The following is a 20,408-nucleotide window of genomic DNA, read 5'->3' as shown; positions in this document are numbered from 1 at the left end:
CAATCTCGCCGCACCCCGTGGCGCGCAGGGGGAGCTTTTGCGGCGAGATGGCCGTGAGGGTTGTGGTGGGGGCGCGAAGCGCGACCGTAGCGGCAATCTCGCCGCACCCCGTGGCGCGCGGGGGTGAGGAAACCGAAATATTCCTGTGGCTAACGTGACATATGTGGCGTGTGATGCTTGAACGAGGTGAATTACAGGTGTGTAATTGCCCTGGTCATAACAGACCCGGCCGCGGTGGCTGACGATCCAGCCTCGCGGGGCAGCGGAACCGAAGAGAGCAGGTCATCATGCCGAGCATCCCGCAGTCGTTGTTGTGGATATCGCTTGTGGTGCTTTGGTTGTTCGTGCTGGTGCCAATGCTGATCAGCAAGCGGGAGGCGGTGCGCCGCACCAGCGATGTGGCGCTGGCGACCAGGGTGCTCAACGGCGCAGCGGCTTCGCGGCTGCTCAAGCGCCGGGGCGGGCCCGCGGCGGGCCACCAGAGTGACCCGGACTGGCAAGCAGATGAGCACGCCGATTCGGACTTCTCCGACGAACACGACGAGGACGACGACGCCCCCACCGACCAGCTGCGACGCGCTCGCCCGCTGGTCATGGCCGTCGCGCGGGACGCCGAGCCGAGCGAACCGGACTACTTGGACGTCGACGTCGTCGAGGACTCGTCGGCGCTGCCGCCTGGCGAAAGCGTCCGGTTGGGCGAGCCCAAGTTGGTGGCAGAGCCCGATCCGGTCGACGATGCGGTCGAGGAGCCGGCGGAGGAATCCACCGAACCAGAGGTCGAGGCGGAACTGCGCGACGACGAATACGAGTACGTCGACGACTCTTCGGGTTTGGAGCCTCCGGACGACGGCGCGGAAGACGACGGGCCGGTGCCCTTCACCCCCGGTGTATCGCGGCGACGCCGGTTCGACAACAAGACCGCCGCGGTGGTCAGCGCTCGCAAGTACCGGTTCCGCCGGCGCGTCCTGATGGCGATGGCGGTGGTCCTGGTCGGTTCGGCCATCACGGCCTTCGAAGTGACCCCGTCCGCTTGGTGGGTGTGTGGGACCGCCACCGCGGTGACGCTGATGTACCTGGGGTATCTGCGCCGCCAGACCCGGATCGAGGAGCAGGTGCGACGCCGTCGGATGCAGCGGATGGCACGGGCGCGGCTCGGCGTCGAGAACGCGTACGACCGCGACTACGACGTGGTGCCGGCACGGCTGCGCCGCCCGGGTGCAGTGGTTTTGGAAATCGACGACGAGGACCCGATCTTCGAGCACCTGGACTACGCGATGCCGGTGCGCAACTACGGATGGCCACGCGATCTCCCGCGGGCAGTCGGTCAGTAGGGCCGCGGTTCGGCTCATCGCGGCTTCGGCTGGTAGCCTGCTAGCGACCAGGGGCTATGGCGCAGTTGGTAGCGCGACTCGTTCGCATCGAGTAGGTCAGGGGTTCGAATCCCCTTAGCTCCACAGAGTTTGTGCAGATCAGAGGGCATTCCCCTCCTAGCGGACAATCCCGACTAGTTTGACAACGATTCTGCGGGCGTCAGTTTGACCGCGAGGCGCGTTGGCCCACGAAGCGAACTGTTGGTGGACCAGGTGGTCTCGCCGACCGCGTCGATATGGGAAACGCGGGTGACAAGCTCCCTCAGCACCGCCTGAGCCTCCATCCGGGCGAGAGGTGCGCCAAGGCACATGTGAGTGCCATAGCCAAACGCCACATGCATGCGAGGGTTTCGATCCGCCCGGTACTCGTCGGGGTTCTCGAACAACGACGGATCGCGATTTGCCGCCCCGAAGGACAGCAGCACGCGCGACCCGCTCGGGATCGTGACCTCACCCACTTTGTAGTCGGCGCGGGTGTAGCGATAGAGATTCTGTATCGGGGTCGTAATTCGCAGTTGCTCCTCCACGGCCATGGGGATGAGGTCAGGATTCGCGCGAATCAGGCTGTACTGGTCCGGATTGCGTGCCAGGGTGTCGAACATTCCGCCCAGCAGATTGGTGGTTGTTTCGTTGCCTGCAATCAACAGATGAATAGCGATGACGAATAGTTGTTCGTTGGTGAGACTTCCATCGGTGTTGTGTTGGAGCAATCTGCCAAGAACCGTCTCGGACCCCTTCAAGCCCCCAGCGGCGAACTGCTGAAAGAAGTAGCGCCGCAACGCAGCGGCGGCGGTCATCGACTTCGCAGCGCCGACAACACCTTTAGGCGTCGGCGAGAGGTCCATGATCCGTACGGCGTCCTCGGACCATCGCCGGAAATCCGCAACGTCGCATTCGGGCACGCCGAGTATCTGGGCGATCATTCGGATCGGCATCGGTATGGCGAGCTGCCGTACGACATCAGAGCCGGGGTTGGCCAGCAACTCCGAAACCAACTCAAGAGCAAGCTTGTCCGTCATTCCCTGCCAGCTGTCCATGGCTCCCTTGCTGAACCCTGGCTGCACTTGCTTGCGTAGGCGTGCATGCTCCTCACCATCAGTTAGGACGGCAAGGGGAGCAGTGAACTTGATCCGGGTGACACCCTCACTGCTGGTCACGCTGTCCGTGTCACGTAACGCAGCTCTGACATCTTCCAGACGATGCAAAATCCACGTCGAACGCTTCGGGTTGTAATGCACGCGGCCACCGCGATGGAGGGCACGATAGGCATCGAACGGCTGCGCTGCGGTAGCGCCGTCCAGCGGGTCATAGTCGGTGTTGACCGCTCCGGTCCAGCCCCGATAACCGCGCCGGCGGGTCCGCACTGCCGCTGTTAGGTTCAAGCGCACCGCATTGGCGAACGGCCTGATTGTTTCAACGATGCCCGGAGAGCCTGCTGTCACGTCATCTCTGCCCTGCAGCACAGTTTACGATCGACAGCCAAACTGTAACGCCGCTCGGTGGCGCGGGCAACGATGGGAGCGCGAGCGAGAAATGGCGCGTACCGGTCTGGTCTACGGACTCCTCACCAGCGGCATCGGGTTAGCTCACTTCGCTGCGCCTGCGCTGTTCGAGCCCGTCAACCGAACCCTCGGGTTCAAGAACCACACCCGCAGGCATGTCTACATCAACGGCGCAATAGCGACGCTCATCGGTCTCAGCATGATGCACCCCAGGACACGCACGCTCACTCCGGCAGCAGGCACCGGCTACTCCGCCTATCTGCTGGCCAACTACATGCGAGGTAAGTCAACCGGCGTCGGCCACGGTCTTGATTAGCGCGTCATCAAACGCTGACCGGGTTGGGGGGAAGCGCGTCACACCGCGCGGTGTCGTTGTTGGTCAACGCACTGCTAGACGGACTCAAGTGCGCTAGCCCGAATCGCCAGCGGTTCAGGAAGTGCCGAGTCGGGTCTGCCGGGTGACGATCGACGGCCCCGCCAACGGCGCATCCAAGAGGCCAGGTGCCGCATCGATGACAGCCGGGATCGCATTGACCGCCGCCAACGCCGTTGCCGCGACGCCGGGGTTGGTTTTGTCGCCTTTCGCAGGGTCGAGACGGAGGGCGAGGGTCATGCTGGGGGAGCCTTCGATGCGGAAGACCATGCCGCCCTGGCCGGGCTGTGCTGGGCGCGGCCACGTCTCGGGCCACGGTGTGGAGGTCACGGTCGCGAAGTATTGGACGGACACGACCGGTCGCCCGTCGCAAACGGCGGCGAGTTGCCAGCGGTGCCCGCAGATGGTGCCACCCGGAATCACCCCGAGCGCGGTGTCGAGATCGTCGGGGGCCAGGATTGTTTCCCAATCCAGCGCAACGTCTTCAACGTCGACCGACAGCGTGTCAGCGATGTACCGCACGACGGGTCCCCAGTCGTTGTGCACCTTGCCTGACGCGATGCGGATGGGAACGTGGCCGTCCGGTTTCCCGAAGCCCATCGACTCGTGCAGCACTTCCCAGATCGGATAGGCGAGGTCGAGGTCCAGCGCGTACTCGTCCATGCGATAGGTGTCGATGACACCGGCCCCGGTCAGCAATGCGGTGGGGAGGTTCAGGCTCACGAATCCGGGTTCGCATCCGGTCGCATAAAAGGTCGCGTTGCCTTCGCGCGCGGCGCGCTCGATCGGATCGCGCCATTTCGCCGGGGCCGCTTGGGGATACACCATCGGGATGGCGGAGATGGTGACGACATTGATGCCGGCTTCCAGGTAGCCGACGATGTCGGCGATCGCTTCGTCCTCACGCCTGACGGCCGTTGCGCAGTAGGCGACGCAATCCGGCTTGGCGTCCAGCACCGCGGCGACATCATCGGTGGCTGCGATGCCGACGTCGGGCCGTCCACACAGTTGGCCGGCATCGACGCCGACTTTCGTCGGCGAGGACACCTTGACCCCGATCAACTCGAGTGCGGGGTCGTCGATGATCGCGCGCAGTGCCACGCTGCCCGTCAAGCCGGTGCCGACATGCACCACGCGACGCTTCGCGGTCGCGGAGCCAGGGGATGGAGTCACAAGAGCCGCCTCACTGTATGTCCACTAGTAAGACTTACCAGAAGCGGTTCGGCGGTCGGAGTCAGCTCACCCCGTCGGCTGAGCTGACGCCGCCTTGGCGGCGTCGACCGCGAAATACCCGCGCAGCGCATCGGCCATCTGGGTCCGGATCGGAGCTCCGGAGACGACGACGTCGACCATCGGTACCGACAAGTGCGTGTGACCTCGGGCCCGCACCACCTGCGTCGGAACCCCCGCTGTCGCAAGGGCTTCGGCGTAGGCGACGCCCTCGTCGCGTAACGGGTCGAAATCTGCCGCGACGATCGTTGCTGGTGGCAGGCCCGACAGATCGGCCGCGCGCAGCGGGGCAAGTCGCGGATCGTGTCGTACGTTCGGGTCGGAGTACTGGTCGAAGAACCAACGCATCAGCGCGGCGGTCAGACCGTAGCCCTCGGCATTCTCGACGTAGGAGCCGCGGGTGACGTCAGTATCGGTGACGGGGGTGAGCAACACCTGCCCGACGATCCTCGGCCCGTCCGCGTCCCTGGCGAGCCGGCACGCCACCGTCGCGATATTGCCGCCCGCGCTCCACCCGCACACCGCCAGCCGGCCGGGCACGCCGCCTAGCTCTTCGGCGTGAGCCGCCACCCACTGCAGTGCCGCCCAGCCGTCGTCGTGGGCAGCCGGAAATCGGTGCTCAGGGGCGTGCCGGTAGTTCACCGACACGATGAGCGCATCGCTGAGCACGCACAAGTCACGACACAGCGGATCGTCTGAGCCGGCGTCGCCCAAAACCCAGCCGCCGCCGTGGAAATAGACGACGACGGGATGCGGCCCCTCGCTCGCAGGCCGATACAGGCGATAGGCGAGCGGGCCGGCCGGCCCGGGCAGGGTTCCGTCGGCGATCTCGCCGACCTCCGGGCCCGGTGGGCGGGCGAGGTTGACCTCGTCAAAGAAGGCGCGCAGCCCGTCGGCCCCCATCGATTCCAACGGAGGCAGGTTCAACAGCGCCGTTTGCTCCAGGACCATCTGGACATCGGGCTGCAACCGGCGCACGACGCCGTCGTTGCAGTGCGAGCCGCCGGGGCCGGACAACCTGAAGCCCAGATAGTCCCGCGCCACCACCTCGTCGCAGGTCAGCCGGTAGAAGTCGACACCGACGGTGTAGGCCATGAAGACGCGCGGCTTGCCGGGTATGTTGGCGCCCACGTACCACGAGTTCGCTTGCGGGAAAAGCGTTATCGCCGCGGCGTCGTCAACGTGCTGCATCCAGCCTGCCTCGGCGAGCTCGGTGGGTTCGATCTGGCCAAGGCCGTGATTGCGCAGGTAGGTCAACGCGTCGGCGACGAAATCGATGTGCTGCTCGATCGACACCGCCATGTTCGACAGCACCGAGGGACTGTTGGGGCCGGCGATGAGATAGAAGTTCGGAAATCCCGCGACCGTCAGACCCAGGTATGTCGATGGGCCGTTGGACCATTTGTCCCTCAAGACAACTCCGTCGCGGCCGACGATGTCGATGCCCGCGACGGCACCAGTGATGGCGTCGAATCCAGTGGCGAACACGATCGTGTCAAATGCGAAAGATTCACCGGCCGTGTCGATTCCGGTCTCCGAAACACCGAGCAACGGCTGTTTCTGCAGGTCGACCAACCGCACATTGGGCCGGTTGTATGTTTCGTAGTAGCCGGTGTCTAGGCACAGCCGTTTCGACCCAACCGGATAGGTCTTGGGGCACAGCGCTTCCGCTGTCTGCGGGTCATGCACGATACTGCGGATCTTGCCGCGGATGAATTCGGCGAAGTCGGCGTTCGCCACCGGGTTGCTCATCGTGTCGGTATAGAGGTTGAGCACTTCGAGCAATTCGCCGCGCTGCCAAGCCCGTTCGTAGCGTTGCTGACGTTCCTCGGCGGACACCGCGAACGACGGAGTGATGGTGCGTTCTAACGGCACCCCGCCGAAGGAGTATTTCGCCGCCTGCCGGTAGGCGGCGTCGTCGGCCAGTTGCTCGAGTTTCTCCTGTGAGATCGGTCCGTTGTGGGCGGGGATCGAAAAACACGGTGTGCGTTGGAAAACCACTAGCTGCGCCGCTTGCTCGGCGATGAGGGGGATGCTTTGGATTCCCGATGACCCGGTGCCGACGACACCGACGCGCTTGCCGGTGAAGTCGACGGGTTCGTGGGGCCAGCGACTGGTGAAATACATCTCGCCGGTGAAGTTTTCGATGCCGTTGATGTCGAGATCTTTGGGTCGGGAGAGGCAGCCGGTCGCCATGACCAGGTGGCGGCAGGTGATTTCCTCGCCGCGGTCGGTGCCGACGCGGTACCCCGACAGGTCGTCGTCCCAGTGCGCGTACAGGACGCGGGTGCGGAACTGGATGTCGCGACGAAGGTCGTGCTTGTCGGCGACGTGGTTGAGATAGCGCAGGATCTCGGGTTGCGTGGCGTACTTCTCCGACCATTGCCAGTCGCGCGACCAGTCAGGGTCGAAGCTGTACATGTAGTCGACGCTGGGTATGTCGACACGGGCCCCGGGGTATCGGTTCCAGTACCAGGTGCCGCCGATGTCGTCGGCGGCTTCGAGTATGCGCATGGAATGACCGGTGAGTCGAAGCCGGTACGCGGCGTACAGACCGGCGAAGCCCGCACCCACGACCACGACATCCGTGTGATGTACGTCACTCATGCGCCTATCATCGCCGCTTGGGCGTGTTTTAGATAGCAGGCAATGGCCAGCAGATCTGATCGGGCAGGCGCTTTAGACCGGACGCGCTGCCGCGGCCTAGAGCTTGCCGGCGACGAAGCTCGCGGCTTGATCCACCAGACCCGAGTCGATGTACGACGGCTGCAGATGCGACGGCCAGTCGGTCCCTCGGCCGCAGATCGGGTCGCCGTCCGCGCACTGGTCGATCGTCCTCCCGGCGAAGGCTGCCGGCGGGCCGAGTCGCTTGGCGCCATTGCCGAACAGTGCGACCGCCGCGACATTCTGATTGACACCCGCCGGAATCATCCCCCTGGCCGCCATGTCGGCCGCCGTCGCACCCAGCGAATAGCCGCCGATCACCATGCGGGTGTTGGGGCAACTTTTCGCCATGGATTGAACGTGATTGCTGATATCGGCAGCACCGGCGGCGGCGTTGATGTTGGCCGGATAATTCACCCCGTACACCCCGATCGAGACGCCGGTCTTGGCGCGCAAGGAACCCACGAAGGCATCGCCGACGGCGCCGACCCCGGGCGGCTCCTCACGGCCGCGAGCGAAGACGACTTCGGCGCCGGGGCAATCCGCCGACGCGACCGGGAGCAGGGCTGCGGTCGGAATGATTGCCGGGCCCATGACGAATGTCGCCCCGAGCAGGGCGACGGTTGCCGGGCGACGATATCCCCCCGATTTCCTAGCAACGAGCGTCATCCGGCCGATATTACGAATCGAACTTTAGAGCCCGCTGTGACGTGAAAGACCGTGGCCGTATGGTCCTGTGGGTAATCACCCGGACATGCTGAGGAGCGTCGCCTGATGTCATCGATCGCCGCCGATCCAGTCACCCTCGAAATCGCCAACGCGGTTGCCCGAGTGACTCTCAACCGGCCGGACGCCGGCAACGCGATGGATGCGCCACTGGGTCGTGCACTGCGCGACGTCGCCGAGTCGCTCCAAAAGCGCGACGACGTCCGCGCGGTCCTGCTCAGCGGAAACGGCCCCCGGTTCTGCGTCGGCGGCGACTTGAGCTACTTCGCGTCCTCCGAGGACATCGGCGCCGCCCTGGAGTCCCTGGCCGGCGACGTGCATGCGGCCGTCGAGGCCTTCGCGGCGCTCGACGCTCCCGTCGTCGCCGCCGTCCACGGCGCGGCCGCCGGTGCCGGGCTGAGCTTGGTGGCGGGTGCGGACCTCGTGATCGCCAGTGAAGCAACGAAGTTCACCATGGCCTACACGGCCGCGGGTCTGTCGCCGGATGGCGGCGCCACCTGGTTCCTGCCGCGGGTGATCGGCCACCGGCGCACCGCGGAACTGGCCATCACCAACCGGGCGCTCACGGCCGCCGAAGCACTCGACTGGGGGCTGGTGACCCAAGTGGTGGCCGACGAGGAGCTCAGGCCCACCGCGGAGAAGCTCGCCGAAAGGATCGCATCGGGCCCGACGGCTGCGTTCGGAACGGTCAAGCGGCTGCTGAACGCGTCGTCGAACGCGACGTTGCACCAACAACTCGCCGATGAAGCCGACGGGATCGTCGCCAACTCCGAATCTGCGGACGGGCGCGAGGGAGTGGCCGCGTTCCTGGAGAAGCGCCGGCCCAACTTCGTCGGCCGTCGCATCGAGTGAAAGGCAGAGACCGATGAGCCAGTGGGGAGATTCCAAGCAATACGTGGAGGTTCTCGGCCGGCGCATGGCCTACGTCGAGCAGGGAACGGGCGACCCGATCGTCCTGCTGCACGGCAATCCGACGTCGTCCTACCTGTGGCACTCCGTCATCCCCGAACTCACCGGCAAAGGCCGGTGTATCGCTCCGGACCTGATCGGCATGGGTGACTCGGACAAACTTCCCGGACCCAACGACCCCGGGTACACCCTCGCGGGTCACCAGAAGTTCGTCGACGCTTTTCTCGACGCCGTCCTGGGCGACACCGAAAAAGTCGTGCTGGTCATTCACGACTGGGGCTCGGCCCTCGGGTTCGACTGGGCGCGACGCCATCCCGGCAGGGTTCGCGGGATCGCCTATATGGAGGCCATCGTGCGGCCACTCGACAGCTGGGACGAGTGGCCCGAGGCCGCACGTCGCATCTTCCAGGGGTTGCGTTCCGAGGCGGGCGAAGACATGGTCCTCAACCGCAACCTGTTCGTCGAGGCCATCCTGCCGAACTCCATCAAGCGCAAGCTGTCCGACGAGGAGATGAACGAGTATCGCCGCCCGTTCGCCAACCCGGGTGAGGAGCGTCGCCCGACGCTGACCTGGCCACGCCAGATCCCGATCGAAGGGCAGCCGCCCCAGGTGGTAAGGGTCGTCGGCGAATATGCGGACTACTTCGCGTCGACCCCAGGAATCCCGAAGCTCTTCATCAACGCCGACCCCGGCATCATTCTCGTTGGCGCGCAACGGGAGTTCTGCCGCTCCTGGCCAGACCAGACCGAAATCACCGTGTCCGGCCTACATTTCATCCAGGAAGACTCCGGACCTGAAATCGGCAGGGCCGTAGCAGCTTTCATCGACGACTTATAGGTATCACAGGCGTGCGGCCAAGGTGGCTTGCCCGGGGCCAGTGAGTTCTGGCAAAGCGGCCGGCCGGCCCGTCATCGCCATCAACAGGGCCTCGCCGGGGCCGTAGACGTCGGGCCCGCTGCCGTGTTCCCAGTCGACGTCGGTCGCCCGCAGGTGTAAGCCTCTGATGCGCCGGCCCGCGCCGAGGCGCGGGTTTCCCGGCACCAGAGGCAGGATGCGAGCAAGACGCTCGGGCGGAACCGTTCGGGAGCGACCGAGTGCACGACGGATGTCCTGGTGATGAACAGTTCCGTCGACCAGCGCGATCATCCCGCCGAATCCTGCGGTAAGGCCCTGTGGGCGTAGATGTTTGCGCAGAAAGGCGATCAACTCGTCAGGCGATTTCGCGGAGAACTCTTTGACCCCCACCTCGTTGGCGCGGATGACACCGCCTTTGACGAACCGCTTGACCAAGCCGAACCAGTTCAACTCTTCGTAGCTGATGACGTGTGCGACAACGTCTTTGACCGTCCAGCCTCGGCAGAGGCTGGGGGATTCCCAGTCCTGCGGGTTCAGCGTCTCGAGGAACGCCGCGAGGTCCGACCGCTCCTGGAAGGCCAAGTCCATCAACGACTTTGTGTCCGTGCTCATTGGATCGCCTCCCTCGTTGACTCGGCGTAGCGGTGCAGGTACAGCGGCCACCCGGCGTCGCCGTCGACTCCGTCGGCCACGGATCTCCACCCAGCGCCATGGCGGTCCAGGTGGCGATGCTCCAACTCGACCCGCGTGCGATCAGCGGACTCGGCGACGAAGCGCACTTCGACTTCGCTCGTTTTGGTGTGGTCGTGTTCCAGCTGCCAGGTCGGCCCGATGTCCCAGGAGAAGACCACCCGGGAGGGTGGCTCGTAAACCAGGACGCGAGCCCATTCGCATCGACTGCCGTCAACCCCCACGTCGTAGATGTGCCCGCCAACGCGAGGTTCGAACACGGTCTTGTCGATCGGGACCGGCAGCAGGTTGTGCTCGCGCGGTTTGACGGCGTCGAACTTGTCGACGAACAGCGCGAACGCGCGCTCCACACCGGTGTTGACCACCACGCTCTTTCGGATCGGCGGCACACTTGATGACGTCATCCTGCTTCCCCCTCTTCCTGGTTCTCTTCTGCGACTAGCCGGTATGCGTCCAGAGCCTTCTCCCAGAACACGTCGAGCTCCGACCTGAGCGCCTCAAGGCCCTTCGGATTCAGCTGGTAGATCCGGCGGGTGCCGACTGGCCGGTCGGCAACCAGTCCGGCGCGCTTGAGCACTTTGAGGTGCTGCGAGACGGCCGGCCTGCTGATCGGCAGCCCATGGGCCAGTTCGCCGACGGCCATCGGGCCGCCCGCCAGGCGCTTGAAAATCGTTCGGCGGGTGGCATCTGCCAGAGCCCCCCAGGCATCTTCTACTTCGTAAGTCACCACTAACGGTAAGCCTACACTTACGCTAAGGCCCAGAGCGTAACTTGATGCACAGAGCACCGGGGAGGACGGGTCATTGCCTACAGCGACCTCCGGCGAGGCGCGTGTCCAGATCCACGCGGCACCGCTGAGCGTTTACCAACTCGTCAGCGATATCACGCGAATGGGCGAGTGGAGCCCGGAATGCCATCGCTCGGAATGGCTCGACGGGGCCACGACCGCCGCCGTAGGCGCCCGGTTCCGGGGGCACAACCGGATTGGCTTGATCCGTTGGCGCCGGGATGCGGTCATCACGGTGGCTGACCTCGGACGCGAGTTTTCGTTCACCACCTTGAACCCGAAGGGGCGGGAGGAAACGTCGTGGCGCTACCAGCTTCGACCAGTTGGTGAGGGCACCGAACTGACCGAGTCCTACCGATTTCTGTGGTGTTCCATCGCGAGCCGGATCGCCGAGCTGCCGCTACCGCGCGACAAGCAACTCCGGCGCGGCATCCGAGAAACTCTCGAGCGAATCAAGGTCGTGGCCGAACGGGAGTAAGAACACGTTACAGTTGCGCAGAAGAACGGGCTGTTCAGCCTGTTGACGCAGCACTAGAACCTGTTATGTTGCTCCCGGCCGTCAATCACCACGTCAAACGGGGGTAGGAGTGCGATGGGCAGCTCAGACCACTTCAACGAAACCACGGACATCGTCGTAGTCGGCTTCGGCGCGGCGGGGACCAGCGCAGCAATCACCGCGCGCGAGCAGGGTGCGGAGGTGATCGCCCTCGACCGCGCCAACGGCGGCGGCGCAACGGCCATCTCGGGCGGCATCATCTACGCCGGCGGAGGTACCGCGGTGCAACGCGAGGCTGGGGTGGCCGACACGGCCGAGCAGATGCTCACCTACCTACGCCTGGAAGTCGGCGACGTCGTCAGCCAACAGACGCTGGAATCGTTCGTTCGTGGCAGTGCGGAGATGATCGACTGGCTCAAGGAGCAGGGCGTCCCGTTTGACTCGACGCTGTGTCCCTACAAGACGTCCTACCCCACCAACCGGTACTACCTGTATCACTCCGGAAGCGAGAACGCGGGCGCCTTCCGCAGTCACACGCCGCCGGTCCAGCGTGGGCACCGGGTCAAAGGCAAGGGCACCTCGGGTAAAAAACTGTATGCGCCACTGCTGAATTCGGCGCTGGCGCACGGAGTCGACTTCCGGCCGCACACGACGGTCACCAAGCTGCTGCAGGACGCCACCGGCCGCGTCACCGGTGTGGAGGCCACAACGATGGGCCACGCGCCGGAGCGGATTCAGCGGTTGTATTCGAAGATGGCCGCGGTATCGACGAAGCCTGGCGTCTACTACCCCCCGCTGCGCCGCGCGCTCGAATACCGGCTGAGGAAGCTCGAACACCGCTACGGCCAGACCATCCGGATCACCGCTCGTCGCGCGGTGATCATCTGTGCCGGAGGATTCATCGCCAACACCGAATGGATCGAACGCTACGCGCCGGAATTCAAGCACGGCCTCGCGCTGGGCACCGCCGGGGACGACGGCAGCGGCATCGCGCTGGCCGAACGCGTGGGGGCCGTCACCCAGCGCATGGACAACGTGTCGGCGTGGCGGTTCATCACGCCGCCGAGCGCGTTCATCAACGCCATCATTGTCGACCAACAGGGACGGCGGGTCATCGACGAAAGCCGGTACGGCGCGGCGGTCGGACAGGCAATAGTGCGGAACCACAATGCAAAAGCCTGGCTTCTCGCCGACGCCGCGCTGATGCGCGAAGCCCGCCGGCAATTGATCGGTCAGACATTGTGGTTCCAGCGGCTGCAGACCACCGCGCTGCTGCTCACCGGTTCGAAACGCGGTGCGACGCTGCGGGAAGTCGCGCAAAAGGCGGGCATCGACCCGGACGGCCTGCAGGCCACCGTCGACGCGCACAACGCCGCAATCGATTCGGGCGCACCGGATCCCGTGGGAAAGCATCCCGATTTCACCCGACGGATCGCCAAACCGCCGTTCACGCTGTTGAACATCTCCGTCCGGCCCAGCCTGGTCAATCCCACGCCCATGCTCACCCTCGGCGGCGTGCGAGTGGACGAGGTCACCGGTGCCGTCGTGGACGGATCGGGCGCGCCTATCCCCGGTCTCTACAGCGCGGGCCGATCCGCGGTCGGCGTCGCCTCGAACTCCTACGTCAGCGGCCTGTCCATCTCCGACTGCGTGTTCTCCGGCCGTCGCGCCGGGAAGCACGCCGCGAATCAGTCGTCGGAGTCGTCTTCGGAGCCGGCGTCTGGGCCCAGCGAAAACAGCCCCGATGCAACGGGTTTGGTGACGTAGGTGCGTGCCCCGGAGGTCACCGCCAGCACGATCTGCGGTGGCTGACCCGCGACGCGCCCGGCGACCTGGGCGAACCGCCGCGCGTGCTGTAGTTCGGTGATGAAGATTGCGCTGCCGCCAGCCGGTATCTCGAGCGGAACCTCGTCGCCGCCGATCGGCTTTTCGACGGGCACCAGCGACGTGCCGCTCGGTTCGGCGCGCACGGCCCACCCGTCGACGTAGCAGGGTGTCCGACCCGTGTTGACGACCTTGACTCCGATGATGAACGGACCGGCGGACAGGTTCCCCTCGGCATCGGTGATCACCTCGCGCACATCGGCGCTGGCGTCGTTGGTCACCAAGCCGTGGGGCGTCATCAGCCCTACCAACGGCGTCAATTTCGGCCGTGGACTCCGTCGCGCGAAGTCGATCGACTGCCAGCTGAGCGAGGCCACTGAAAGGACGGTTGCGACGACGCCCAGGACGAATGCCGCGACGCTCATGGCGCGTGCCTCAGACCGTTGACCATGTCGTAAACGCTACTAAAGGAAAGCCGCTTGAAGTCGAAGTGCAAGTACCACAACATGTGACCTAGCTCCTGCTAGGTCCCTCTCGTTACCGCTGCATGGGTGCGCAAAGATGGCCTGATGGAACAGTTCTCGCGCGGACAACTCGTTTTCGACGTTCGGGATAGCGGGCCAGAGGATGGGCCGGTGGTGGTTCTGCTGCATGGACACCCGCAGACCAACTCGGCTTGGGACGGAGTTATCCCGCTGCTCACCGCGCGTGGCTACCGATGCCTGGCGCCCAACCAGCGCGGGATTTCCCCCGGGGCGCGGCCGCCGCGACGGCGCGACTATCGCGTTTCGGAACTGGTCGACGACGTCGGCGCCTTGATCGACGCCAGCGGCGCACACCGGGTCCACCTGGTAGGGCATGACTGGGGTGCGTTGGTGGCCTGGGCTTTTGCCGCGAGCCACCCCGACCGGCTGATCACCCTGACGGCGCTGTCCGGGCCCCACCCACGCGCGCTGCGGCGAGCGCTGCTGACCGGGCAGCAGGGGATGGCGTCTTGGTACGTGTACTTCTACCAGCTGCCGCGCATTCCGGAGCGCGTGTACCTCGGCCGGGACGGCAAAGGTGCGAGGCTGTCGGCGATGATGCAGGCGGGCGGTCAACGCCTCGAGTTCGCCGACCGCGACGCGCGGGCCCTGGCCGAACCGGGTGCCTACACCGCCGCGCTGAATTGGTATCGGGCGATGCCGTGGTCGGGGCGGGTCGGACCGGTCAGCGTCCCGACGTTGTACGTCTGGGGCGATAACGACCCGTACATCCTGGACCGGGCCGCGCACACCTGCGGCAACCACGTCACCGGTTTCTACCGGTTCGAGATCCTGCGCCGCGCGGGCCACTGGCTGCCCGACGAACACCCGGACACCGTCGCGGACCTGCTGCTGGAGTTTTTCGCAACCCGGCGCGCATAGCCTTTCCTGTCAGGAACCTGATGATCTTCCGAAGATCAGCTGAACATCTGTTAAGACCGTGTTTTCGCGCAGGACACAGGTTCTCGGCGCCCTTACTGTCGGGGCATGAGCACTAGGTATTACCTGCAGAAACTACCTGTGGAGTCCGTCGAACCGGGCTTCTCACTGGCGGTGCACGACGGGGACGACTACCGACTGTTCCAGGTCGACTGCACGCAGATGTGCCGGCGCAATGGTCAGCCCGTGATGATCACGCTGACGTCGGAACCCGTCGACGGCGGCGACCCCTGGGTCTTGGAGTACGAGGCGGGAACGCCGGTGGTAAGGCTGCTGGGGGTCTGCGCGGCCGCTTCCTAGTCGGGCTTTGCGTTCCTAGTCGGGCTGTGCGTTCCTAGTCGGGCTTTGCCGCGGTGACGAACTGCAGCACGCGTTGGGTTTGCTGCTCCACGTCGACCAGGCCGGCCGAGGCGAAAAGATCGACGAAACTGTCCTGGTCGAACATGGTGACCCCGATCAACGCGGCCGTCGCGGTCAGTGCGTGCCGGATGGGCGGCACTTGCCCGGAGTAGCTGGTGAGGATTGCGATTCGGCCGCCCGGCTGCAGCACCCGCACCATCTCGTGAGCGATCCGGAACGGTTCCGGCATCAAATACAACGCACCGAAACAGCAGACAGCGTCGAAAGTTTCGTCACGGAAAGGTAATTGGCGGGCGTCGCCGCGGACATAGCAGGTCTGCGGCCCGCTGTTGTCCTGGACGGCACGGGTGAGCATCGCCTCGGAGATGTCGAATCCCACCGCCAGACCTCCGGCGGGAAGCTGCCGCGCCAGCGGGGCCGTGAAATTGCCCGGGCCGCAAGCGACGTCGAGCAACCTCGTCGCCGACGACACGTGTAGCGCCTGCGCGGCGCGGCGCTGCTCGGCGCCCGTGGTGACCCCACTGGCCAGGTAGAACGAGGTCGGCCGCCACAACCGCTCGTACACCGTGGCGACGAACGAACTGTTCATGGCCCGCTGAGCGAAGGTCGGCGCCGGAGAACTGGTGGCTTCACCCAGCACATCCAAAAAGCCGTGTCGCACTGTGGCGCCTTGGTTGAGCAGGCCACGAGTCAACTCGAGCGGATCCTGGTCGGCGTTCATTTCCGGTCCAGGCTAGTGCGCATCCTTGCCCGCACAACGACGGACGCCATAACCTGAAGCGGATCTAGACCGCGGAAAGACGGGATGGCCGAATTGACCGGCGCGGGGGCCCAAGAACTCGCGGGAATGGACATCTTCAAAGGATGCCCCGCCGAGGAGCTGAAACCCTTGGCGGAAGTCCTTTCGCCGCTGCGTGCCGGCGCCGGACAGGTGCTGATGCGGCAGGGCGAACAAGCGGTGTCGTTCCTGCTCATCTCGTCTGGCACGGCCGAGGTCATCCACGTCGGCGACGACGGAGTGGTGATCGTCGAGTTGGTGGTGCCCGGCACCATCGTGGGGGAGATCGCGCTGCTACGTGACATTCCGCGCACGGCGACGGTGACCACGGTCGAGCCGCTGACGGGCTGGATCGGCGGCAAGGACGCATTGGAACTCTTGGTTCACATCCCGGAAGTCATGCCGCGGTTGCTGCGCATGGTCCGTCAGCGGCTGGCGGCCTTCATCACGCCGATCCCGGTACGGTTGCGCGACGGCGCCGAGTTGATGCTGCGCCCGGTGTTGCCCGGCGATAGCGAACGGACCGTGCACGGGCATGTGCACTTCTCCAGCGAGACGATCTACCGACGGTTCATGTCGGCCCGGACCCCCAACCTGGCGATGATGACCTACCTGGTCGAAGTCGACTACGTCGACCACTTCGTCTGGGTGGTGGTCGACGACGGCGACCCCGTCGCCGACGCTCGCTTTGTCCGCGACCATGACGACCCGACGGTCGCTGAGATCGCGTTCACCGTGGCCGACGCCTATCAAGGGCGCGGCATCGGGACCTTTCTGATCTCCGCGCTGTCCGTGGCGGCCTGGGTGGACGGAATCGAAAAGTTCTCCGCGCGAATGCTTTCCGACAACCTGCCGATGCGCACCATCATGGACCGGCACGGCGCCGTCTGGCAGCGCGACGACATCGGTGTGATCACCACGGTCATCGACGTGCCCGGACCGCGTGACCTGAGTTTCGGACGCGACATGGCCGAACAGATCAAGCGGGTCGCCCGGCAGGTGATCGAGGCGGTCGGCTGACCGATGCGGCCACCATGGGCATTGTGGCTGAGCCCGGTCGTGGCGTTTGCGGTGGCAGGTTGCGCACAATCGCCCTCGCGCCCGTCGGCACCACCTCCGTCGTCGTCGGCAGCGTCGTCAGGTGCGCAGGCGACCGGCATCAATCCCGCCAACATCAAGCGGGTGGCGCGGGAGTTTCCGGACGGCTATGAGGTGACCCGGTCCATCCCCAGCGACGCTTCACCGCGGCTGATCTGGGGTCTTCGGGCCGGCGCGGCCGATCCGCCGCAGTGCGCCGCGCTGGCCGACCCGGGCAACGGGCGCGAGCAATCCGCCCAGGGGGTGTCCGGGTCGGGTGCGGGCGGCATCGTCAACGCCGTGGTGGTGAGCTTGCGGTCAGGCCAGGTCAGCTTGGATTCCGACGTCGTCGCCGCCTGCGGGCGGTGGACCGGATCCGACGGGCGCAAGACGGTCAGCGTCAGCCTCCTCGATGCCCCGCCAATCGACGGCGCGCCCACCGTCGGCATGGTGGCCGATGTCAAGACCTCGGTGGAGTCCGGGACCCAAATCGACGCGCGGACATACACGTTCATCGCGTACCTCGGCAGCCACTACGCGTTCACCACGCTCACGACGGACCCCGGGTCCATGCTTCCGCCGCTGCCCTCGCAATTCGTGGCCGATCTGTTAGTCAAAACGGTGGCGACGTTAAGGGGCTGAGCGCCGCGCTGTGGGTAGCGTGGCCCAGGTGTCGAGCAGGGTGTCGAGGAGGTTGTCAGCGATCGCATCGGCGTGTCTGGTCGTCGGCTGCTCGCCCGCGCATTCGGCTCAGTCGGTCAACGCTGACATCAACAAGGTCTTCGACGTCAAGTCGAGCTTCGGGCCGGAGTTCAAGATCACCGACGTCACCCCCCGGGCCATCGATCCCCAGTTCTTCGCCGCGCGGAAACTCCCCGAGGGACTCAAGTTCGATCCGCCCAACTGCGCGAAGGTGGCGGCTGGGCCTGAGATGCCGCCGGACCTGCAGGGCAATATGGCCGCAATCTCCGCTGAGGGCAACGGCAATCGGTTCGTCGTGATCGCGGTGGAGACTTCCAAGCCGTTGCCGACCAACGACCCCGGGCCGGACTGCAAGAAGGTGGCCTTCGTCGGCGCGCAGATCAGGGGCGGCATGGAAGAGGTCGAGGCGCCCACGATCGACCGGGCGCAGACGTTGGGCATTCACCGCGTGCTGCAGGCCGTGGTCGCCGGGGCGCCGCGCACCGGCGAACTCTACGACTACTCCGCCCGCTTCGGCGATTTCCAGGTGATCGTGGTGGCCAACCCGCTGGTGATTCCCGATCGGCCCGTCGCCAAGGTCGATACGCAGCGTGCCCGCGACTTGCTGGTCAAGGCCGTGGCGGCAATTCGCGGCTAACGCACGCCGCGCGGGCGGAACTGGATGCTGACGCGCGGACCGGTGGGCGTGGACGTCTTGGGCACCGAATGCTCCCAGGTGCGTTGACACGATCCGCCCATGACCAGCAGATCGCCGTGTGCCAGCGGCAGGCGCAACGACGCGCCGCCACCGCGTGGGCGCATGGCAAAGGTGCGGGTGGCGCCGAGGCTCACGATCGCCACCATGGTGTCCTCGGTGCTGCCGCGGCCGATGGTGTCACCGTGCCAAGCAACGCTGTCGGAGCCGTCCCGGTAGCAGCACAAGCCGACGGTGCTGAAGGGCTCGCCCAGTTCGCCGCCGTATATGTCGTTCAGTCGGCGGCGCAGTCGTGACAGCAGCGGATGGGGTGGTTCTTCGACCGAGAGGTCGTGGAAGCTGACCAGGCGCGGCACGTCGACCACCCGGTCGTACATCTGGCGCCGTTCGGCGCGCCACGGGACCGTGGTCAGCAGCGCGCTGAGCAGGTCGTCGGCGTCGGTGAGCCAACCGGCGCGAACATCGATGAAGGCGCCGTCACCGAGTTGTCTGCGCTCGTTGTACTCGAATAGCGAGCCCTGTACCGCGATCGCCACGACGCCCATTCTATCGCACACCAGTTCGATCACCTGGCGTGTGACGCGACCGGCAAGCCGTCCGCCGCTACGGTTTATCTGTGGTCGAGTTGGGGTCCAATTCCGAAGTAGGGGCGTTGCGCGTCGCCATCCTGCATCGACCCGGGGCCGAACTGCAGCGACTCAATCCCCGCAACAACGACCAGCTGCTGTTCGACGGGCTGCCCTGGGTCTCGCGGGCGCAGGAGGAGCACGACCAATTCGCCGAGCTGTTGCGTGCGCGCGGCGTCGAGATACTGCTGCTGGCCGACCTGCTGACCGAGGCGCTGCAGCACAGTGGCGCGGCGCGGATGCAGGGCGTGGCCTCCGCGGTGGACGTGCGTCGGCTCGGAGTTCCGTTGGCGCAGGAACTCTCGGCGCATCTACGCGGGCTCGACCCCGCGGCTTTGGCACACGTGCTGACCGCGGGTATGACGTTCGACGAGTTGCCGCCCGAGACTCGAACCGACGACTCACTGGTACTGCGGATGCATCGTGGCGACGATTTCGTCATCGATCCGCTGCCCAACCTGGTGTTCACCCGGGACTCGTCGATCTGGATCGGGCCGCGGATCGTGATCCCGTCACTGGCCCTGCCGGCACGGGTACGCGAGGCGGCGCTGACCGATCTGATCTACGCCCACCATCCGCGGTTCACCGGTGTGCGCAAGGCGTTCGAATCGCGGGCGGCGCCGGTCGAGGGCGGTGACGTGCTGCTGCTCGCCCCCGGCGTGGTCGCCGTCGGAGTGGGGGAGCGGACCACCCCGGCCGGGGCAGAGGCGTTGGCGCGCAGCCTGTTTGACGACGATCTCGCCCATACGGTGCTGGCCGTGCCGATCGCTCAGCAGCGTGCGCAGATGCACCTGGACACGGTGTGCACGATGGTCCACGTCGACACCGTGGTGATGTACGCCAACGTCGTTGACTCACTCTCGGCGTTCACCATCAAGCGGACGCCGGACGGCGTAACGATCAGCGATGCGGCGCCTTTCGTGGATGCCGCGGCCGACGCGATGGGGATCGACAAGCTGCGCGTCATCGACACCGGACGGGACCCGCACGTCGCCGAGCGCGAACAGTGGGACGACGGCAACAACACCTTGGCGCTGGCGCCCGGCGTCGTCGTCGCCTATGAGCGCAACGTGCAGACCAACGCCAGACTGCGCGATGCGGGCATCGAAGTGCTCACCATCGCCGGGTCCGAGTTGGGGACCGGCCGCGGCGGCCCCCGGTGCATGTCGTGTCCGGTCGCCCGGGACTCTCTTTAGTGGTTTTCGTCGAGATGGCCGCCACGGTTGTGGTCGGCGGCCAAAGCGCAGCCGTCACGGCAATCTCGCTGAGCGCGGGCCGTCG

At 65.7% G+C, this 20,408-nt stretch carries 22 protein-coding genes and 1 tRNA gene; 13 read left to right on the top strand and 10 right to left on the bottom strand.

Translation table 11 applies throughout. The features are described from left to right. The first annotated feature begins 287 nt into the window (after window positions 1-287). Together sepX and BST27_RS26220 are read left to right on the top strand one after the other, a co-directional pair. Window positions 288-1,331, top strand: coding sequence for a divisome protein SepX/GlpR (gene sepX / locus BST27_RS26225; RefSeq protein ID WP_069418666.1), 1,044 nt, complete (start codon window positions 288-290; stop codon window positions 1,329-1,331). Window positions 1,332-1,381: 50 nt separating this feature from the next. Beyond that, a tRNA-Ala gene (locus tag BST27_RS26220) sits at window positions 1,382-1,454 on the top strand. 50 nt (window positions 1,455-1,504) lie between these two features. Here BST27_RS26220 and BST27_RS26215 read toward each other — a convergent pair. Further along, window positions 1,505-2,812, bottom strand: a complete 1,308-nt coding sequence (locus BST27_RS26215; RefSeq protein WP_232007237.1) for a cytochrome P450 — start codon at window positions 2,810-2,812, stop codon at window positions 1,505-1,507. A gap of 91 nt (window positions 2,813-2,903) precedes the next feature. On the opposite strand from BST27_RS26215, the gene BST27_RS26210 reads away from it, so the two are divergent. Further along, window positions 2,904-3,188: a hypothetical protein gene (locus BST27_RS26210; RefSeq protein WP_069418665.1), complete on the top strand. Its 285-nt coding sequence runs from the start codon at window positions 2,904-2,906 to the stop codon at window positions 3,186-3,188. Window positions 3,189-3,302: 114 nt separating this feature from the next. On the opposite strand, the gene BST27_RS26205 is transcribed toward BST27_RS26210, so the two are convergent. The 3 genes from BST27_RS26205 to BST27_RS26195 all read right to left on the bottom strand — a co-directional run bounded on the left by BST27_RS26205 (window position 3,303) and on the right by BST27_RS26195 (window position 7,808). Then, a complete protein-coding gene (locus BST27_RS26205; RefSeq protein ID WP_232007236.1) occupies window positions 3,303-4,418 on the bottom strand; it encodes a dihydrodipicolinate reductase in 1,116 nt (371 codons plus the stop codon). Window positions 4,419-4,484: 66 nt separating this feature from the next. Next, window positions 4,485-7,082, bottom strand: a complete 2,598-nt coding sequence (locus BST27_RS26200) for a flavin-containing monooxygenase (protein WP_069418664.1) — start codon at window positions 7,080-7,082, stop codon at window positions 4,485-4,487. Window positions 7,083-7,178: 96 nt separating this feature from the next. Continuing rightward, entirely contained in the window at window positions 7,179-7,808 is a 630-nt protein-coding gene (locus tag BST27_RS26195; RefSeq protein ID WP_069418663.1) for a cutinase family protein, read from the bottom strand. Between the two features lie 105 nt (window positions 7,809-7,913). On the opposite strand from BST27_RS26195, the gene BST27_RS26190 reads away from it, so the two are divergent. Both BST27_RS26190 and BST27_RS26185 read left to right on the top strand, forming a co-directional pair. Then, complete coding sequence (locus BST27_RS26190) at window positions 7,914-8,717, top strand: enoyl-CoA hydratase/isomerase family protein (protein WP_069418662.1); 804 nt, start codon at window positions 7,914-7,916, stop codon at window positions 8,715-8,717. A gap of 13 nt (window positions 8,718-8,730) precedes the next feature. Then, window positions 8,731-9,612: a haloalkane dehalogenase gene (locus BST27_RS26185; protein ID WP_069418661.1), complete on the top strand. Its 882-nt coding sequence runs from the start codon at window positions 8,731-8,733 to the stop codon at window positions 9,610-9,612. A 3-nt stretch (window positions 9,613-9,615) separates the two neighbouring features. On the opposite strand, the gene BST27_RS26180 is transcribed toward BST27_RS26185, so the two are convergent. The 3 genes from BST27_RS26180 to BST27_RS26170 are packed head-to-tail and all read right to left on the bottom strand — an operon-like array spanning window position 9,616 to window position 11,050. Then, window positions 9,616-10,242: a maleylpyruvate isomerase family mycothiol-dependent enzyme gene (locus tag BST27_RS26180; RefSeq protein ID WP_069418660.1), complete on the bottom strand. Its 627-nt coding sequence runs from the start codon at window positions 10,240-10,242 to the stop codon at window positions 9,616-9,618. Continuing rightward, window positions 10,239-10,724 carry an SRPBCC family protein gene (locus BST27_RS26175; protein ID WP_069418659.1) on the bottom strand — a complete coding sequence of 162 codons (486 nt, stop codon included), beginning with the start codon at window positions 10,722-10,724 and terminating at the stop codon, window positions 10,239-10,241. The genes BST27_RS26180 and BST27_RS26175 overlap by 4 nt, the downstream gene beginning before the upstream one ends. Then, complete coding sequence (locus BST27_RS26170) at window positions 10,721-11,050, bottom strand: ArsR/SmtB family transcription factor (protein WP_069418658.1); 330 nt, start codon at window positions 11,048-11,050, stop codon at window positions 10,721-10,723. The genes BST27_RS26175 and BST27_RS26170 overlap by 4 nt, the downstream gene beginning before the upstream one ends. 73 nt (window positions 11,051-11,123) lie before the next feature. On the opposite strand from BST27_RS26170, the gene BST27_RS26165 reads away from it, so the two are divergent. Beyond that, a complete protein-coding gene (locus BST27_RS26165; RefSeq protein WP_079220081.1) occupies window positions 11,124-11,585 on the top strand; it encodes an SRPBCC family protein in 462 nt (153 codons plus the stop codon). A gap of 114 nt (window positions 11,586-11,699) precedes the next feature. Beyond that, window positions 11,700-13,370, top strand: a complete 1,671-nt coding sequence (locus BST27_RS26160) for an FAD-binding protein (protein WP_069418657.1) — start codon at window positions 11,700-11,702, stop codon at window positions 13,368-13,370. Here BST27_RS26160 and BST27_RS26155 read toward each other — a convergent pair. Next, the gene (locus BST27_RS26155) at window positions 13,292-13,852 is read right to left on the bottom strand and encodes a hypothetical protein (protein ID WP_069418656.1); all 561 of its coding nucleotides are present in this window, start codon (window positions 13,850-13,852) and stop codon (window positions 13,292-13,294) included. The genes BST27_RS26160 and BST27_RS26155 overlap by 79 nt on opposite strands. 144 nt (window positions 13,853-13,996) lie before the next feature. Between BST27_RS26155 and BST27_RS26150 the strand changes: the two genes are divergently transcribed. Further along, window positions 13,997-14,833, top strand: a complete 837-nt coding sequence (locus tag BST27_RS26150; protein WP_069418734.1) for an alpha/beta fold hydrolase — start codon at window positions 13,997-13,999, stop codon at window positions 14,831-14,833. 105 nt (window positions 14,834-14,938) lie between these two features. Next, the gene (locus BST27_RS26145) at window positions 14,939-15,190 is read left to right on the top strand and encodes a hypothetical protein (protein WP_069418655.1); all 252 of its coding nucleotides are present in this window, start codon (window positions 14,939-14,941) and stop codon (window positions 15,188-15,190) included. 34 nt (window positions 15,191-15,224) lie between these two features. Here BST27_RS26145 and BST27_RS26140 read toward each other — a convergent pair whose 3' ends face one another. Continuing rightward, window positions 15,225-15,971: a class I SAM-dependent methyltransferase gene (locus BST27_RS26140; RefSeq protein ID WP_069418654.1), complete on the bottom strand. Its 747-nt coding sequence runs from the start codon at window positions 15,969-15,971 to the stop codon at window positions 15,225-15,227. Window positions 15,972-16,055: 84 nt separating this feature from the next. Between BST27_RS26140 and BST27_RS26135 the strand changes: the two genes are divergently transcribed. From BST27_RS26135 to BST27_RS26125, 3 genes are read left to right on the top strand one after another with little or no spacing between them, the layout of a single operon-like run. Next, window positions 16,056-17,048 carry an acetyltransferase Pat gene (locus tag BST27_RS26135; RefSeq protein ID WP_069418653.1) on the top strand — a complete coding sequence of 331 codons (993 nt, stop codon included), beginning with the start codon at window positions 16,056-16,058 and terminating at the stop codon, window positions 17,046-17,048. Between the two features lie 3 nt (window positions 17,049-17,051). Further along, window positions 17,052-17,747 (top strand): DUF5642 family protein, encoded by a 696-nt coding sequence (locus tag BST27_RS26130; RefSeq protein ID WP_069418652.1) that lies wholly within the window; start codon window positions 17,052-17,054, stop codon window positions 17,745-17,747. Between the two features lie 40 nt (window positions 17,748-17,787). Continuing rightward, a complete protein-coding gene (locus BST27_RS26125; protein ID WP_069418651.1) occupies window positions 17,788-18,444 on the top strand; it encodes a DUF5642 family protein in 657 nt (218 codons plus the stop codon). Here the strand turns inward: BST27_RS26125 and BST27_RS26120 are convergent. Next, window positions 18,441-19,037 carry an alpha-ketoglutarate-dependent dioxygenase AlkB gene (locus tag BST27_RS26120; protein WP_197518092.1) on the bottom strand — a complete coding sequence of 199 codons (597 nt, stop codon included), beginning with the start codon at window positions 19,035-19,037 and terminating at the stop codon, window positions 18,441-18,443. The two genes, BST27_RS26125 and BST27_RS26120, sit on opposite strands and share 4 nt — an antisense overlap. Window positions 19,038-19,117: 80 nt before the next feature. Between BST27_RS26120 and arcA the strand changes: the two genes are divergently transcribed. Then, a complete protein-coding gene (gene arcA, locus BST27_RS26115) occupies window positions 19,118-20,323 on the top strand; it encodes an arginine deiminase (RefSeq protein WP_069418650.1) in 1,206 nt (401 codons plus the stop codon). Window positions 20,324-20,408: the final 85 nt, after the last annotated feature.

Origin of the sequence: Mycobacterium intermedium (genome assembly GCF_002086275.1) — a bacterium.
Lineage (GTDB): Bacteria > Actinomycetota > Actinomycetes > Mycobacteriales > Mycobacteriaceae > Mycobacterium > Mycobacterium intermedium.
This window is presented reverse-complemented; position numbering and strand designations above follow the sequence as displayed.